The organism is Flavobacterium bizetiae (genome assembly GCF_902804475.1).
GTDB lineage: Bacteria > Bacteroidota > Bacteroidia > Flavobacteriales > Flavobacteriaceae > Flavobacterium > Flavobacterium bizetiae.
Genome location: NZ_CADCSU010000095.1, coordinates 25,671 through 43,297, shown reverse-complemented (window position 1 = coordinate 43,297; position 17,627 = coordinate 25,671). Strand labels below are relative to the sequence as shown.

Sequence of the window (17,627 nt, the reverse complement as noted above, 5' to 3'; positions counted from 1 at the left end):
TTTTAATAAGAAACAGTTTCTCCATCTTCTGGAATAGATACTTTATTTAAAAGGCCATTTTGTTCTAAGGCTAATCTCAATTCAGATCTTTTTGTTGGGCAATGATTTAAGGCTTCTAAATGATTTGCCAAAACATATTTAGGCGCTAAGGCAACAAATTTCAGGATATCGTTCATTTGCATTAGTAAAGGCTGACCAATATCTAATCTTGCTGTTCCGCAGGCTACTACAGCAATTTCCGGTTTAAATTCAACCAGAACTTTTTGTACATGTTCAGTAAAAACAGTGTCAGAACTTATGTAAATCGATTTTTCATTTGGTAATTCGATATGAAAACCCATTACGTTTCCCATAAGTTTGGCAATAAATCCATAACCATGAATCGCCGGAATACCTGTGATTTTACCTCCCAAAAAATCCTCCGATTCCCAATAATTTAAAGTCTGAAGAATGTTTAATCCTCTTGCGCTCAAAGCATTTTCATCTTTTGAACTGCAAATTACCGGAATGCTTTTTCGTCGAAGAAAAACTTCTCCGGCTTTGTCAATATGATCAGGATGTAAATGGGTAATCAGGCAAATGGTAACACGGCTTAAAATATCCCTGCTATTTTTAGGCAAAGAAACCAGCGGGTTTCTGTGAGGTTTATAACGAAAAACAGTAAAAGGAGCAATGGTTTTTCTTTTTCCTAACATGGGATCAACCAATATAACATCGGTTTCAGTTTCAATAACTAAAGTGGCGTTGCGTAAGTGATGTAATTTCATATCCAGGAAAATTAGATATTAAAAATACGAAAGTTTTTTAAAATTAATTTTACAGTTTTTTTCTAATTTGTATTAAAAATATAACTTTTCAGGATAATGTATTTATAAGAAGGTTTTCGTAATTATTATATTTTTAGGATGCTTTGTTAATGCTAAAAATGTTTTATAGCACTGTAAAAACAATTATAAACAAAATTTACACCGTAAACCTAAACCCAATTCCGTGAAGATTTTCGATAGAAATGCCTTTTTCATTAACTAAAATTTTACGCAGTCGCGAAATAAAAACATCCAGACTTCTTCCCATAAAATAATCATCAGTTCCCCAAAGCGAAGTCAAAATTTGCTCTCTTTTTAAAACTGAATTCTTATTGTCCAGAAATAATTTCAATAATTCGGCTTCACGTTGTGTAAGGCTTATTTTTTCAGTTTCATTAAATAAAATAAAATTATTCGTGTCAAATTGATACTTCCCAATTTCATAAACAGATTTTTCCATCGGAATATTTTTCTGAGAACGCTTCAGGAATATTTCAATTTTCAGTAGTAGTTCTTCGATGCTAAAAGGCTTTACCAAATAATCATCGGCGCCCAGACGCAAACCTTTGATACGATCTTCTTTTAATGTTTTTGCCGAGAGAAAGATAATCGGAATATCGGTATTTAATTTTCTAACTTCTGTAGCCAATTCAAAACCATCCATTTTTGGCATCATGATATCAAAGATACAAATGTCAAAATTTTCTTTTTTAAAGGTTTCCAAACCCAATTGTCCGTCGCAACAATGAATAACTTCATAGTTATTTTGTTCCAGATTGTCTTTAGTCAAAAAAGCTAAAGTTTCATCGTCTTCAGTATAAAGTATTTTGAATTGTTTCATTTTTTATGAGGAATAGACAAGGTTATTGTAATACCATTTGCGAGATTGTTTTCGACTTTTATTTTCCAGTTATGCAAGTTGCAAATTTCTTTTACATAATACAAGCCAAGTCCAAAACCATTCACTTCATTACTTTTCTCGTTTTGTGCACGATAAAACTTATCAAAGATAAACGATAAATTTTTAGGTAAAATTCCGATTCCGTTATCAATAAAAGCAAGTTTTAAGATATTATTTTCTGATGATATTGCAATCGTAATTTCCGGTTTTTCGTTGCAATATTTCACCGCATTATCTAATAAATTATAGACTAAATTCGTAAAATGAAAAACATCAATCTCTATTTTATAATCGTGTGATAAAGTTTCAATTTTAATGGTTGCATCAGGATATTTTAACTGAATATTTTCGATTACTTCCTCGATAATAGGAACAATTAAAATCATTTCTTTTTTTAATGCTAAAGGAGCAGAATCTGATTTGGCAACATTTAAAATCTTCTCGATATGATTGTTCAGTTTATGACTCTGATTGATGATGATATTGGTATACGTGTGAAGTTTTTTATCGTCCTTAATCGGATTTTGTTCGCTAAGATATTTTGAAGCAATTAGTATAGAGGATAAAGGCGTTTTAAATTCATGCGTCATATTATTGATAAAATCCCGTTGCAATTCAGAGTATTTTTTTTGCTGCAAAAGTGTAAAAATCGAATACACATAAATCAATAAAATAAGAATTAAAGCAATCGAAAGGATAAACCAAAAACGCATTGAACTAAATAAATATGTCGTTTCGTTCGGGAAGCGAATCGCAAAATAGTAAACTAAATTTTTGTGTTTAGGAAACGAAACCGTCTTTTTCTCTTTTTCTTTTTCAGAAAACGAAATATACTTTCCGTACACCATTTCATCACTCTGACAATTGTATACGGCGTATTCAAAATCAGTGGTAATATTCATTTTCTTAAACTCAGATCTTAGATAAAATTCTAAGATATCCGGTTCAAAAGCATTTTGAATATTTACAATATAATAATCGTTCGAAATTTTTTGCACAGGATTCTGACACGACGATTCGTGATCCTTTCCTTCATATAATTTTCGGGCAACTTCGAGTAAAGCAATGTTTGCCTTTTGGCTTAATTTTTTTTGTTCTAAAGTAAAAGCCTCTTTTGTCCAAAGCAATTGTGCCACCAGTATGCTAATAATGGCTACAAGTCCCAGAAGGATAATACTATTGAGTTTATTGATTTTCAAGAAAAGGGTATTTTAGAGTGTAATATTAATCAAAATTAGGTTTAAAAACACCGATTAACAAGTCATTAACAAAGATTTGAAAGCGGTTAACAGCGATTAAGATTTGTCTGAAATATCTTTGTAAAGCAAAATTAGAACTATAAACCATTAATATAAATAATTATGAAAATGATCAAAATTTCGATGTTAGCTTTAGCTTTAAGTTTAATGTCTTTTTCGGCAATTGCTCCGATAAAATCGATTACAGCTGAAACAAAAGTTGAGGCAGAAGCTGCTTCTACAATTGTATGGAAAGCAGAAACAATTGATGTAGGCCAAATTCCTCAGGGAACACCAAAAGCAATTGTGTACGAATTTAAAAATACTGGAAAAACAGCGGTTGTAATTACAAACGTTCAGGGATCTTGTGGTTGTACTGCAACAGATTATACAAAAGAGCCTATTTTACCTGGAAAATCAGCTAAAGTAACAGCAACGTATAACGCAGCAAACAAAGGTGGTTTTACAAAAACAGTTACTGTAACAACAAGTGCGGAGACAACTCCAAAAGTACTTACTTTAAAAGGTACAGTAATTTAAAAATAAAGGTTGGTTATAAAATGAAAAACTCCAGTTGAGCCATGTTGCTGGAGTTTTTTTTATGCCTTTTTTTGAAGGAATGCACAGATTGTAAAGTCAGTATTAATTTTTTTTTAAATGGTTTGTTTTCTCCAAAACTTTTCTATTTTTATTAAAAAAATTATTATGAAAATTTTGTATTCGCTTGTTGCTGTTGTACTTCTTTTTGCTGCTGTTTCCTGTAATAAAAAAGCAGACAAGAAAACAGAAGAATCAAAAAAAGCTTCAGAGAAAGTGGTTCCTGAACTTAAAATTACAATTGATAGTTCTGGCATTTCGACATTTTATCAGTCGTATCCTAAATTGGTTAAATTTCAGAATGAGGTTCTGGCTTTATACAAAAAAAACAAATCGACTCAATTGTGGCTGGATAATAGGGGCGTTGTAGAATACGCAAATACTTTGTTTAATAAATACAAAGGATTAGATCAGGAAGGTTTGAAAGCTAATTTTCCTTACAATGAAAAAATCAGTCCTATTTTTGAGCATACAGCCGAAAATAAATTGTCACAAAAAGACACCGATTTGATGATTACGAACCTGTACTTTTATTATGTACAGAAAGTTTCGGGCGTTGACGAAAAAACGACCAGATCATTAGAATGGCTTTTACCCCGAAAAAAAGTTAATTATCAGGTTTTTTCAGATTCTATTTATAAAAAAGCGACTATTAGTGACGACAAAAAGAGCAAAATGTTCAGTCAGTACTATAAACTTCGTGATGCACTTCACCGATATAGAGAGATTGAGAAAAAAGGCGGATGGAAAACTATCGAAACTGCCGAAGATTTTAAAAGTCTGAAATTGGGAGATTCTGTCGCTACGATTGGGCAAATCAGAGAAAGATTGTATATAACGGGCGATCTTAAAGAAAATAACAAAAGCAATATTTGTGATTCAACATTGATAAAAGGAATCAGGACTTACGAACTGCACCACGGATTAACGCCGAAAAACATTATTTTACCGGAACATATTGCGGAATTAAATGTTCCTGTTTCGGATAGAATAAAAACTATTATTGCCAACATGGAACGTTGCAGATGGATTGACCCTGAACTCGAAAAAGGAAAAGAATACATCGAAGTTAATATTCCGGAGTTTAAATTGTATTTGATTCGCAATCATGAAATTGCATTTGTATCGCCAGTTGTAGTGGGAAGAGCAATGAACAAAACCGTAATTTTTAGCGGAATGATGAATAATATTGTTTTCAGCCCGTATTGGAATGTACCTCCAAGCATTATTAAAAGCGAAATAAAACCGGGAATGGCTAAGAACAAAAATTATCTGGCTCAGAAAAATCTGGAATGGAATAATGGCGCAGTTCGTCAGTTACCGGGAAAAAACAATTCGCTTGGTTTGGTAAAGTTTTTATTTCCAAATTCAAACAATATTTACTTACATGATACTCCTTCAAAAAGTTTGTTCGAAAGAGAAAACAGGGCTTTTAGTCACGGATGCGTTCGTGTTGGTAAACCAAGAGAATTGGCAATAGAACTTTTAAAACAAGATCCAAGTATGACTACGGAAAGAATCGATAAAGCTATGCATGCCGGTAAAGAAAGCTGGTATACGCTAAAAAAGAAAATTCCGGTTTATATCGGTTATTTTACCGCTTGGGTAGATCGCGATGGCAATTTGAATTTTTATAAAGATGTTTATAAAAGAGACGAAAGTTTGATAAAACTATTGACTGAAGAATAAGAAGATTTTTTGCCACGAATTACACGAATTTCCACTAATTTATAGAAAAATAATTCGTGCTAATTTGTGTAATTTGTGGCTATATATCAATGCAATACATTAATACACTTATAATAACGTTTGCTATAATGATCAGAATCAAGATCGCTAATCGTTACACTGCCTGCTTTCCCTGAAGAAGCATGAATAAATTTTGAATGCATCCCATTTGCTTCACAAATAATACCAACATGCCCAACGATGTTTTTGTTTCTATAACCGTAAAAAACCAAAACATCCCCCACTTTAAAATCTTCGGGAGCTAACTTTGTTCCTAAATTTTTAAAACCGCTTGAACTTCTGGGTAATGTAATACCATAATTTTTAAAAATATAATTGACAAAACCCGAACAATCAAATCCTTTTTTAGGATCGTTTCCTGCGTAGAGATAAGGAATTCCTAAATATTGTTTTGCATAAACAATTATAGAATCCCGATCAATTTTACTTTGAGCGGTTTCAATTCGGTTTGCTTCAACTTGATTTTTTTTTAATGTAAATGAAGAACATAAAATAGTAACAAAAAATGCGATATATAGAGATGATTTCATTTTTAAGAAGTGTTGTAAGATTTAATTGATAAAGATAGACCGTTGCTTTAGAATATCAAAGGATATGTTTTGCAAGATAGCTTATTAATTAACGGTAAGAACCAGGAAATAGTCTTATGAGTTTGGTGATTTTATATTACTATTTGATGTTTTAGTATCTTTGTGTATCTCATATTTCAAATATATTTGTGAATCGTATTTATATTTTAACAAATAAATTATGTTTCTCAAAAAAATATCATTTTTGATTTCGTTTTTACTGATTTCAATCGTTTCGAGTTCACAAAACAAAACCAATACTTTTTTATATCAGGGTCGTGTTGAAAAACTCCCCGATAACAATGTAGTTTTAATAGGAACGGCTTCGTCGGTTTCGTTTAATTTTACAGGAAATGAATGTTCGATTGCATTGCAAAGTGTAGATTCGTGGGAACATCATAATTATGTTTCACTGGTTTTAGACGGGAAATATATAGGGAAATTGAGAATCGAAAAAGGAGCAGTACAATCTTTTCCAGTAAAAATAACGTCGAATAAAAAGGAACATACTTTAGAGATTTACAAAACTACAGAGGCTCATAGCGGCGGAATTTTATTTGCAGGAACTACGGCAAAACTCACTTCAATTACTGCTAAAAAGAAAAAGAAAATCGAATTTATTGGCGATTCTATTACCTGCGGGGCAGCTAGCGATCCATCGGATATTCCGTGTGATAAAGGAGAATACTTTGATCATCATAACGGATATTATGCTTATGGTCCAGTACTTTCGAGGGAAATTGGTGTCGATTATTTGATGAGTTCTGTTTCGGGAATTGGAATGTACAGAAACTGGAACGACGAGAATAAAGAAGAAGGAATTATGCCTGACGTTTATCCGAATTTGTATTTGACGAAAGATAATTCTAAACCTAAATACGATTTTGCTTTTCAGCCTGATATTATCAGCATTGCATTAGGGACGAATGATTTTTCTGGCGGAGATGGCAAAAAAGAACGTTTGCCTTTTAACCCTGAAAAGTACGTTTCGAATTACATCAACTTTATTAAAATGTTGTACCAGCACAATCCAAAAGCTCAGATCGTGATTACAAATAGTCCGATGATAAATGGAGAAAGAGCGATTGTTTTTGAAGATTGTCTGAATAAAGTGAAGAACGCTTTCGCGGAAGATAAAATCCATAAACCCATTTTAATTTTCAAATTTAAACCCATGACTCCAAAAGGTTGTTCCGGACATCCTGATGTGGCAGATCATAAGGTTTTGGCTGATGAATATGCTCCGTTTTTAAAAAAGTTGTTAAATGAACAATAATATATTTAAGTTTGTTTTCATTCTGATGATTTCCAGTACTATGATGGCAAACGTTACACTTCCGAATATTTTTGGCGATAATATGGTTTTACAACGCAACTCTCAGGTTAAGATTTGGGGTTGGGCGAATCCAAAAGAAGAAATCAAATTGGTTTCGAGCTGGAACAATCAGGAATATAAAGTTGTTGCAAACAATCAGGCGCAATGGGAATTGAATATTAAAACGCCCGAAGCCGGAGGACCTTATATTATTTCTATAAAAGGATACAATGAAGTGATTCTTAAAAATATTTTAATTGGTGAAGTTTGGGTTTGTTCGGGACAATCGAACATGGAAATGTCGGTAAGTTGGGGAATTGATAATGGGGAAGAAGAAGCTAAAAATGCTACAAATCATAATATTCGTTTTTTTACCGTTCCGAAATTAACGGCTACAAGTCCTCAAAATAATCTATTAGGAAACTGGGTCGAGTCGACTCCGGAAACCATGAAAAACTTCAGTGCGATTGGTTACTTTTTTGCCAAACGCTTAAAGGAAGATTTAAAAAATGTTCCGATAGGATTGATTTCTTCGAATTGGGGTGGAACTCCGGCTGAAATCTGGATGCCGGAAGAAGTGGTTCAAAATGATCCGGTTTTGTTGGAAAATGCTAAAAAACTAAACGAGCAAGAATACGGACCACGTCAACCCGGACGTGCTTATAATGCCATGATTTATCCTTTTGTAGGTTTTAAGATTGCAGGAACACTTTGGTATCAGGGAGAATCGAATGTAGGTTCTTTGGTGTACGACCAAACTTTATCGGCTTTGATTACTTCGTGGAGAAAAGCCTGGAATGATGATTTTCCGTTTTATTACGTTCAAATCGCGCCTTATAAAACAGGCAGTAATAACTTCTCGAATGTTACGGTAAGAAATTCTCAACGAAAAGTATTGAAAGAAGTTTCTAAAACGGGAATGGTTTTGACGAGTGATATTTCGGATACTATTGATATTCATCCAAAAAACAAAAAATCGGTTGGGATTCGTTTGGCGAATTTGGCTTTGGCGGATACTTATAAAGTCAATTCTAATTTGGTAAATGGACCGCTTTTTAAAGATTTTAAAGTAGATAAAAACAAAGTTATCGTTTCGTTCGATTATGCTGATGGATTGTATTTTAAGAACAAAACATCAAATCAGTTTGAAGTGGCTGGAGCCGATAGTGTTTTCTATCCCGCAGAAGCTTTGATAAAAAATAATGAAGTGGTTTTGGTAAGCAAGAAAGTTGTAAATCCTGTAAAAGTGAGATTTGCGTGGGGAAATACAATTCAGTCGGATTTGTTTAATAAAGCGAATTTACCAGCTTCTTGTTTTGTTACGGAGTAAGAGGATTTTAGATTTTAGAATGTAGATTTTAGATTTTTTGCCCACGGATTTTACTGATGTAACGGATTGACGCTGGTTTTTTGTTTGCCTTTGTCAGGCTGAGTGGAGTCAAGCCCCGTAAAGTGAAACATACAGTTTGTCATCCTGAGGAACGAAGGATCACACTAGAAACTCGACAAAGATTGGAGAATTACTGTGCGGAATCTCTTGTGTGATCCTTCGTTCCTCAGGATGACAAGATTGAGTTTAAAAACTAAAAGTTCTTTTAACCGTTCGCGTGAGGGATAGTAGTGAAAAGCCCACAGCCTGACGAAGGAAGTGCGAGGACTTGCAACGAATAGCCCGGCCGGGAGGGACACGCCCAAAAAGAAAACTTAGCAACTCAGAATCTTAGAACCTTAGCAGCTTTAAAAAAAAACTAACCAATGAAAAATAAAATAATAACAATCGGGGTTTTTGCCCTGTTTACTGTTGGAAATATGAATGCACAAAAAAAGCCATATCTGGATAAAAATAAAACTATTGAACAACGTATCGATTTGCTTTTGCCTTTGATGACTTTGGAGGAAAAGGTGGGGCAAATGAATCAATATAACGGATTTTGGGATGTTACGGGGCCTGCTCCGAAAGGCGGAACGGCTGAGTTGAAATATGAACATTTGCGTAAAGGCTGGGTGGGTTCGATGCTGACGGTGCGTGGTGTTAAGGAAGTTCGTGCCGTGCAGAAAATTGCGGTTGAAGAAACGAGATTGGGGATTCCGTTGATTATAGGTTTTGATGTGATTCATGGTTATAAAACGTTAAGTCCGATTCCGTTGGCAGAAGCGGCGAGTTGGGATTTGGAAGCGATTAAAAAGTCAGCGGCAATTGCGGCTGATGAAGCTTCGGCATCTGGAATTAACTGGACTTTTGGCCCAAATGTAGACGTTGCAAATGATGCGCGTTGGGGACGTGTGATGGAAGGCGCAGGAGAAGATCCGTATTTGGGAAGTAAAATTGCGATTGCAAGAGTTCACGGTTTTCAGGGCGAAACAATTGCTGATCTGGCCAAAGTAAATACGATTGCGGCTTGTGCGAAACACTTTGCGGCGTATGGTTATGTTGAGGCGGGACTGGAATATAATATTGTGGATATAAGTAATTCTAAGTTGTACAATTCGGTTTTGCCACCTTTTGAAGCGACAGTTGAAGCTGGAGTTCGTACCTTTATGAATTCGTTTAATACATTGAATGGAGTTCCGGCAACGGGAAATGTTTTCCTGCAAAGGGATATCCTGAAAGGAAAATGGAAGTTTGATGGTTTTGTAATTTCTGATTACGCTTCGATCCGCGAAATGATTGCGCACGGATATGCAAAAGATGAAGCCGATGCAACAGCAAAAGCAGTCATTGCAGGTTCTGACATGGATATGGAATCGTATTTATACGTAGCAAAATTAGTGGGTTTAGTGAAGGAAGGAAAAGTAAAAGAAGCTTTGGTTGATGATGCGGTTCGTAGAATTTTGCGTGTGAAATTTGAGCTTGGTTTGTTTGATGATCCGTACAGATATTGTGATGAAAAACGTGAAAAAGCGGTTGTGGGAAGTAAAGCGAATAATGACGGTGTTCTGGATATGGCGAAGAAATCTATCGTATTGTTGAAGAACGATAAGAATTTGCTTCCGCTAAAGAAAACCGGACAAAAAATTGCTTTGATTGGCGTTTTGGCAAATGATAAAAATAGTCCGCTTGGAAGCTGGAGAATTGCGGCTGATGACAATACGGCCGTTTCGGTTTTAGAAGGCATGCAGCAATATAAAGACAATCAATTGGTTTTTGAAAAAGGTGCTGATTTATTGAAACAAAAAGCAACTTTTTTAACGGAAACAGTTTTTAATACAACAGACAAAAGCGGATTTGAAGCTGCAAAAACGGCAGCTAAAAATGCCGATGTTGTAGTGATGGTTTTAGGAGAATACGGTTTTCAGAGCGGGGAGGGAAGAAGCAGAACGGACTTGAATTTGCCAGGCTTGCAACAGGAATTGTTAGAGGAAATTTATAAGGTAAACCCGAATGTAGTTTTGGTTTTAAATAATGGTCGTCCGTTAAGTATTCCGTGGGCGGCTGAAAATGTTCCGGCAATTGTAGAGGCTTGGCAATTAGGAACGCAAACAGGAAATGCGGTTGCGCAGGTTTTATATGGAGATTATAACCCAAGTGGAAAATTACCAATCTCGTTTCCGAGAAATGTGGGGCAGGTGCCTATTTATTATAATAAATACAGTACAGGAAGACCTGTAGATAGTGATAAAAATGTGTTTTGGTCTCATTATATGGATGTGGAAAAAACGCCTCAATATCCGTTTGGTTTTGGGTTGAGTTATACCAAATTTGATTATAAAGATTTAAAATTGAATAAGACTTCTTTCGCAAAAGGAGAAAAAGTTGAGGTTAGCGTTGCGGTTACAAACTCAGGAAATTATGACGGAAAAGAAGTTGTTCAGTTATATATTCATGATGAATTCGCAAGTATAGTTCGGCCAATAAAAGAATTGAAAGGTTTTGAATTAGTGAATTTGAAAAAGGGAGAAACGAAAACGGTAACTTTTACTTTAACGAATAAAGAATTAGGTTTTTATGACAATGACGGGAATTATCTTGTAGAACCGGGAACTTTTAAGATTATGGTAGGAGGAAGTTCTGATAAAGGTTTAGAAGGTGGTTTTGAGTTGAAGTAGCTAAGAAATAATCTCGCAATCCCGATGGCTATCGGGAGCAGAGACGCAAAGTTTTTTTTGCTATTAATTTATAAAGTTTTTTCGCCACGAATTCACGAATTATTAAACAATTTATTCGTGAATTGGTGGCGATTTTTTTTGCATAGCCCTAGCTTCAGCTAGGGGAATTAGATTGAAATAGAAAAAAGGCTTTAGCCAAACACGCAGAGTTTGATTAAAGTATTTTTGTAGGTTAATAATTATAAATATTATTTTTAATCGTTATCTTTGGGATAACTTCATTTGAAAAACAGCTGTTTACAGGTTTTTTAAAGAAGTCAATTTTTTAAAGGTAAGCTGAAAACTTTACAGAGTAAGCATGATTTTAAAATAGTATTTATGGAAAGTTCTTTATTTAAAAAAGTTAGAATAGCGATTGATTATTGGTACATTCCGTTATTGATAGGATTACTTTTTGTTGGAATCGGGATTTGGTCTTTTATTACTCCTTTGGCCGCTTATTTAACACTTGCTTTTCTTTTTAGCATTTCGTTTTTGGTGAGTGGAGTTTTTGATATCATTTTTGCTCTTTCGAACAGAAAGAAAATTGATAATTGGGGCTGGACATTAGCATCCGGAATTATAGGTTTAGTGGTTGGGATATTGTTGATTTCTAATCCGTTAATTTCGATTACATTACTTCCGTTATATGTTGGGTTTGTAGTTTTGTTCCGTTCGATAATGGCGATTGTTATTGCTTTTAATCTAAAGAGTTATTCTGTTCCGGATTGGAAGAATCTTTTGTTTTTAGGGATATTAGGAACAATTTTTTCATTTGTATTATTATGGAATCCTCTTTTTGCCGGACTTTCATTAGTATACTGGACTGCTTTTGCTTTTATAGCATTGGGAATTTTTTATATTTATCTTTCTTTCAAACTAAAAAGAATACACGATATTCCTGAAAAAATTGATGATTTGAAAGAGAAAATTCATTTATAGAATTTTATTAGATATTAAATACTTTCCGGTTTTAACTGGATGTTGATTTATACGTAAACGAAAGGGCTTTAGACAAACTAATTAGGTTTGGCTAAAGCCCTTTCTTATTTGAACATAAATTCCCCTAGCTGAAGCTAGGGGCTATGCAACAAAATAGACGAGAATTTTGAAGCAATTCATTCGTGAATTCGTGGCAAAAAAACTTTGCTTCTTCACGTCTTTGCGAGATTAAAAAAACGCAACTTTTGAATTAATCGCTATTGATATTTTTTTATCTTTAAAACCTATTAAACTTTCAACCATTAAACTAAAACAATGAAATATAACAGATGCGGAAGAAGCGGATTATTACTTCCTGAAATTTCTTTAGGATTGTGGCATAACTTTGGGTCGGTCGATAATTTTGAAAACGCCGAAAGTATTGCTGTAGAAGCTTTTGATAAAGGAATTACCCACTTTGATTTGGCAAATAATTACGGACCGGTTCCAGGTTCTGCAGAAACTAATTTTGGTAAAATCCTTTGGCACAATTTTCAGGGAAATTTGCGTGACGAAATCATCATTTCTACCAAAGCAGGTTACACAATGTGGGACGGACCTTATGGCGATTGGGGTTCTCGCAAGTATTTATTATCGAGCTTAGACCAGAGTTTGAAACGCATGAAAGTCGATTATGTCGATATTTTTTATTCGCATCGCCCAGATCCCGAAACGCCAATAGAAGAAACCATGATGGCGCTTGATTATGCCGTAAGAAGCGGAAAAGCGTTGTATGTTGGAATCAGTAATTACTCAGCAGAGCAAACTCGTGTTGCGGTTGATGTTTTAAAACAATTAGGCACGCCTTGTTTGATTCATCAGGCAAAATATTCGATGTTAGAGCGTTGGGTAGAAAATGGTTTACTAGATGTTCTCGAAGAAAAAGGAGTAGGCTGCATCGCATTTTCTCCTTTGGCACAAGGACTTTTAACAGATAAATACCTGAACGGAATTCCTGAAAATTCCAGAGCGCATAATCCAAACGGACATTTAAAAGAAGATGAGGTTACTCCCGATCGTATTAATAAATTAGTTCAGCTAAACGAAATTGCACAAAATCGTAATCAATCTTTGGCACAAATGGCTTTGGCTTGGTTGCAAAAAGACAAACGTATTACCTCGGTTTTAATAGGCGCAAGTTCTGTACGACAATTAAATAATAATATTGATTGTTTACAAAGTCTTGATTTTACTCCGGATGAATTGAATGCTATTGAAAAGATATTGGTATAAAATTGTATTTTGTAAAAAATAAATAACGCATATCGTAGAGGCGCACAGTAGTGCGTCTCTTTCGTTTATATGAAACAATAAACCCGACAGGTTTTTGAAACCTGTCGGGTTTGAAATTTATAAAGTTTTACTTTATCTATTTTTTCAATTGTAAATTGTACTTATTCACAATATCCAAAGTCGATTTATCCGAAGAAAAAACCGAATTCAATCCTTGTGGTTCCTGTGGAGGATCAGTTGTTAAGGGATCTCCGGGATTCCATTTTCCGTCTTGGGTTACAGGTTTTCCTTCGCCACCAAATCCCCAGAAATTCGCAGCCTGCAACGGGCCATTATTTTTAACGCTTTTGGCAACTCTGCTAAAAATGTAATCATAAAAAACATCCCTGTTTTTTGTTGATGTCGTTGCCAGTAAACTTTCGTTTTCTCTTCCTAAACCAAATTCTTCAATAATAATAGGGCGTTTTAGGTTATTGGCTACCTTAATATGATCGTCAATATATTTTCCAGCATTTTCAAGTGTAGTTGTCATCGTTTTTTCGGCACTATCAGCTTTGAACCAGTTCCAGTTTTTAGGCCAGATATGCATTGTCAAATAATCAATGTTCGGATTTTGGTGTGTTCTCTCGAAGATTTCCATACTATCGTTCGAGCTGTTTTTCCCTTCAGAACCTGTCGAAACCAAATGGTTTTTATCTAAACTATCAATCAGATTTACAATATTATTCAGCCAAATCGTAAATTTCGTTTCATTCTCTACCGTAAAAAGCCTTGGTTCGTTGCCCACTTGCCACGCCATAATCGTATTATCTTCGGTATATTTCTTTTTCGAATATTTATTGGTTCTGCTGATAATAAACTTCACATGATTTTCTAAAGCCTTCATACAAGGTTCACAACTATGAAATTGTTCTGTATACTCCATAAATTGCGGCCAGGTATTCGGAGCAATATTCGGAACCGGAATCGCGCCTTTGCCATTCCACTCTAAATATTGCGACATTCCGCCCGACCATTCCCAGTTATTCGTCAAATACAAAACTGCATACATTTTACGTTTGCTCATTTCATTGATCAAAAAATCCAAACCGTCAAGCAAATCCTCATCGTATTTTCCCTGCTCGTATTGCAATGCCGGACGAACCGTAAAATCGTATTTTCCGCCATCGGCACCAACGAGTATTCTCAGGTTATCGATTCCGTTTTTCTGCATCAAATCCAGTTCACGAAGCAATCTTTTTCGGTCGCCCACTTTTTTCGAAGCCAATAAACTTCCGTACCAATAATTCGTACCAATATAGGCGTACGGTTTATCGCCTTTATAAAATTGCGTTCCCTTAACCGTAATTCTTTCCTGCGCCTGACATGCGATTGCAGAAAATAATAACATTAATCCAAGAGTTTTTAGAAATCTGTTTTTCATTTGTTGTTTTTTTGGAGCTGTTTCCTGCTATCCGTTTCAATCTTTTGTGCCGAACCCCGGTACAAAAGGATTTTCACTTCTATCAGGGCTAGGGCTTTAGGTGTTTTTAGAAGTTTTTGGTTTTCGACAATCTTGTCATTTCGACGGAGGAGAAATCACACTAGAAACTCCGTTGCTAAAATCGCCAATCTTTGTCGATTCAAGCGTGTGATTTCTCCTCCGTCGAAATGACAAAAAAACCGCGTAAACCCGTTTAAATCTGTTCAAATCCGTGTGCCATTTTAAAGCTAACGTTACTTTGGTAATTCATACATCTTTGGTAAAGAATTTACTAATGTCATTTTTGACTTCGTAGTAAACGTCTTAAAATCTGCTGCATTCGAAACAGCACCATTTGGTACAAAATAAGCATCTTTAGTATTGTTCCAAAGCATGGCATAACTAACTTCAATATCATTCGATGTCAATGCGCTGTACAAATAAGTCGAAAACCAATCTGTTATTGGCATTTTTGCATTTGTAACCTGATAACCGGTTTCTGTTAATGCTGCAATTTTTACTTTGGCTTTAGCCAAATCAGCAATTATTTTTAGTTTAGAATTGGCTTTGTTAGCTCCAGATTGTCCCTGATTATCAAAATCTCCATAATTGTCCATTCCTAAAACATCTACATATTTATCACCGGGATATCTGCTTAAATAATTCGCTTCTGTAGTATATGAGTTGTCAGGCGAAAAGGCGTAAAGAATATTATGCACGCCTTTACTATTCTTTAAGTAATCAACGGTGAACTGATAAGCCGTTTTATATTCCTGAGCCGTAGCGAAATTAGCGCCCCACCAAAACCAGCTTCCGTCAAATTCATGAAAAGGCCTGAAGATGATCGGAATCAATTCTCCTTTCGAACCTTTTAGATTTAAAAGGACACTGGCAATTTTGTCTAATTTTTTCTTATACCATTCATGATTTGCTCCGCCGGGCAAAATACTTTTAAAAGCATTTGCTTTTTGGTCTGCCGTCATATCGACGGTATAAAAAGAATCTTCTTTAATAGGTTCTCTCAAATGCCAGCAAAAATTATTGATTATTCCTTTCGCGTAAGCGGCTTTTGTAGCGATTGTAATTTTTTCTTCTTGCTGATAAAACCAGTTATCCGGCTGATTGTTATTGTTTTTGTCAGTAATAAACATAAAATCAGAACCTAAAATTGCAGGATCTGAACCTGTATTTTTTTTGATATCCGAATCTCCGCCATTGTCCTGATAAAAACTATTAAAAGCATCTTGCTGACCAATCGCGACTTTAGTTTTGGCAAGCTTTTTTAAATTATAAAATAAAGCTACAGTCTCTTTGGTAGCATTTGCATCGACCATATATGTTGCCACATTTTGCGTAGTCAACAGATCGCCTGGGTTTAAAACTGGCGGTTCAATGATGATTTCAGGATCTGATTCGTCGTTTGAAGAACAGCTTGAAATTGCTAAAATCGACAGACTTAAAAATGCTATTTTCAAAAATGTAGTTTTCATCTTTTATGTTTTAATGCGCTCAATAAGTTCTAAACAAGCGCGACTATTATGATACGGACATTTCCAGAAACCGGCTTTGTCTTTTTCGATCAAAGAATAATCGCGGTTAATTCCCCAGAACCATTCTCCGTTTTCTTTATCCAGAATATATTTTTTTATAAACTTCCAGTTTTTGTAAACAATGTCTAAATAAGTTTCATCGCCGGTTAATTGATAAGCGTTGTAAAAACCAATTAAAGCTTCGGCCTGAACCCACCAATGTTTTTCGGCTACTAATTCGTTCTTTTCAGGATCTAATTCGTACCACAAACCACCATCAGAATCAAGTCCCTCTTTTGTTGCTTCGGCCATCTGAATGGCATGTTTTTTATAATTGGCAATCAGCGTTTCATCCTCAGAAATTTCGGCACATTGCAATAAAAGCCAGGCCGCTTCGATATCATGTCCGTAAGAGATCACGTCCGGTTTTTCGATCCAGTTTTCATTAAAAAATAAACGTAAATGACCTGTTTCGGTATTAATAAAATGTTCTTCAATCGTTTGTAATAACTCTATAATATCGTTTTGAAGCGTTTTATCTTTCCAAACCCTGAATAAATTCGCATAAGCTTCGACAATGTGCAAATGCGTGTTCATGGTTTTCTTTTCGTTGACATCTTTATCGCTCAAACGCAAATCATCAATAGGTTGCCAATCGCGCGTTAAAGCTTCAAAATAGCCTTTGTGCTCATTATCGTAGCTGTGTTCCTGAATCTTTAAATATAAATTTATAGCTATTTCTAAAGCTTTGTCGTCTTTAGCAATAGCATAATATTCAGATAATCCGTAAATCGCAAAAGCCAAAGCATAGATCTGATTTTTAGTATTTTTTGGTGTTTTGTCAGCATTGATACTCCAGAATAAACCGCCAAATTCAGCATCATAAAAGTATTCCGAAAGAAATTCAAAAGCGCGTTTTACAATCTTTTTATGATTTTCATTTTTTGTGACTTTATAACTTGCCGAAAAACTCCATAAAATCCGGGCGTTCAAAACAGCACCTTTTTCAGTATTGGCAATGATATGATCGTTGAAATCAATCTGACCAACAAAACCACCATTTTCATTGTCTAAAGTATGTTTAGACCAATATTTTAGAATAGCATCAAGTTCGTCTGATAATTCCGTTTTAAGTTGCTTGAGTTGTACTGACACGGTAAA

The 17,627-nt window shown here is 34.8% G+C and carries 14 protein-coding genes; 7 read left to right on the top strand and 7 right to left on the bottom strand.

What is annotated here, in order from left to right; genetic code table 11:
- Window positions 1-2: 2 nt before the first annotated feature.
- The 3 genes from FLACOL7796_RS12435 to FLACOL7796_RS12425 all read right to left on the bottom strand — a co-directional run bounded on the left by FLACOL7796_RS12435 (window position 3) and on the right by FLACOL7796_RS12425 (window position 2,906).
- Window positions 3-767: an MBL fold metallo-hydrolase gene (locus tag FLACOL7796_RS12435; protein WP_173971097.1), complete on the bottom strand. Its 765-nt coding sequence runs from the start codon at window positions 765-767 to the stop codon at window positions 3-5.
- A gap of 196 nt (window positions 768-963) precedes the next feature.
- The gene (locus FLACOL7796_RS12430; RefSeq protein ID WP_173971096.1) at window positions 964-1,647 is read right to left on the bottom strand and encodes a response regulator transcription factor; all 684 of its coding nucleotides are present in this window, start codon (window positions 1,645-1,647) and stop codon (window positions 964-966) included.
- A complete protein-coding gene (locus FLACOL7796_RS12425; RefSeq protein ID WP_173971095.1) occupies window positions 1,644-2,906 on the bottom strand; it encodes a sensor histidine kinase in 1,263 nt (420 codons plus the stop codon). The genes FLACOL7796_RS12430 and FLACOL7796_RS12425 overlap by 4 nt, the downstream gene beginning before the upstream one ends.
- Before the next feature lie 162 nt (window positions 2,907-3,068).
- Between FLACOL7796_RS12425 and FLACOL7796_RS12420 the strand changes: the two genes are divergently transcribed.
- Both FLACOL7796_RS12420 and FLACOL7796_RS12415 read left to right on the top strand, forming a co-directional pair.
- Window positions 3,069-3,485, top strand: coding sequence for a DUF1573 domain-containing protein (locus tag FLACOL7796_RS12420; RefSeq protein WP_173971094.1), 417 nt, complete (start codon window positions 3,069-3,071; stop codon window positions 3,483-3,485).
- Window positions 3,486-3,650: 165 nt separating this feature from the next.
- The gene (locus FLACOL7796_RS12415) at window positions 3,651-5,231 is read left to right on the top strand and encodes a L,D-transpeptidase family protein (RefSeq protein ID WP_173971093.1); all 1,581 of its coding nucleotides are present in this window, start codon (window positions 3,651-3,653) and stop codon (window positions 5,229-5,231) included.
- Between the two features lie 86 nt (window positions 5,232-5,317).
- Here the strand turns inward: FLACOL7796_RS12415 and FLACOL7796_RS12410 are convergent, their stop codons facing one another.
- Window positions 5,318-5,821 (bottom strand): C40 family peptidase, encoded by a 504-nt coding sequence (locus FLACOL7796_RS12410; protein ID WP_173971092.1) that lies wholly within the window; start codon window positions 5,819-5,821, stop codon window positions 5,318-5,320.
- 220 nt (window positions 5,822-6,041) lie between these two features.
- Between FLACOL7796_RS12410 and FLACOL7796_RS12405 the strand changes: the two genes are divergently transcribed.
- From FLACOL7796_RS12405 to FLACOL7796_RS12385, 5 genes are all read left to right on the top strand, one after another.
- On the top strand, window positions 6,042-7,136 hold the full coding sequence (locus FLACOL7796_RS12405) for an SGNH/GDSL hydrolase family protein (RefSeq protein ID WP_173971091.1): 1,095 nt from the start codon (window positions 6,042-6,044) through the stop codon (window positions 7,134-7,136).
- A complete protein-coding gene (locus FLACOL7796_RS12400; protein ID WP_173971090.1) occupies window positions 7,126-8,505 on the top strand; it encodes a sialate O-acetylesterase in 1,380 nt (459 codons plus the stop codon). The genes FLACOL7796_RS12405 and FLACOL7796_RS12400 overlap by 11 nt, the downstream gene beginning before the upstream one ends.
- Before the next feature lie 425 nt (window positions 8,506-8,930).
- Window positions 8,931-11,222, top strand: coding sequence for a beta-glucosidase BglX (gene bglX / locus FLACOL7796_RS12395; protein ID WP_173971089.1), 2,292 nt, complete (start codon window positions 8,931-8,933; stop codon window positions 11,220-11,222).
- Between the two features lie 378 nt (window positions 11,223-11,600).
- Window positions 11,601-12,203, top strand: coding sequence for an HdeD family acid-resistance protein (locus FLACOL7796_RS12390; RefSeq protein WP_173971088.1), 603 nt, complete (start codon window positions 11,601-11,603; stop codon window positions 12,201-12,203).
- Window positions 12,204-12,518: 315 nt separating this feature from the next.
- Window positions 12,519-13,475, top strand: coding sequence for an aldo/keto reductase (locus tag FLACOL7796_RS12385; protein ID WP_173971087.1), 957 nt, complete (start codon window positions 12,519-12,521; stop codon window positions 13,473-13,475).
- A 136-nt stretch (window positions 13,476-13,611) separates the two neighbouring features.
- Here FLACOL7796_RS12385 and FLACOL7796_RS12380 read toward each other — a convergent pair whose 3' ends face one another.
- The 3 genes from FLACOL7796_RS12380 to FLACOL7796_RS12370 form a co-directional block, all read right to left on the bottom strand.
- Window positions 13,612-14,898, bottom strand: coding sequence for a glycoside hydrolase 5 family protein (locus FLACOL7796_RS12380; RefSeq protein WP_173971086.1), 1,287 nt, complete (start codon window positions 14,896-14,898; stop codon window positions 13,612-13,614).
- A 293-nt stretch (window positions 14,899-15,191) separates the two neighbouring features.
- Window positions 15,192-16,427 (bottom strand): glycoside hydrolase family 26 protein, encoded by a 1,236-nt coding sequence (locus tag FLACOL7796_RS12375; RefSeq protein WP_173971085.1) that lies wholly within the window; start codon window positions 16,425-16,427, stop codon window positions 15,192-15,194.
- 3 nt (window positions 16,428-16,430) lie between these two features.
- Window positions 16,431-17,621: an AGE family epimerase/isomerase gene (locus FLACOL7796_RS12370; RefSeq protein WP_173971084.1), complete on the bottom strand. Its 1,191-nt coding sequence runs from the start codon at window positions 17,619-17,621 to the stop codon at window positions 16,431-16,433.
- Window positions 17,622-17,627 lie beyond the last annotated feature (6 nt).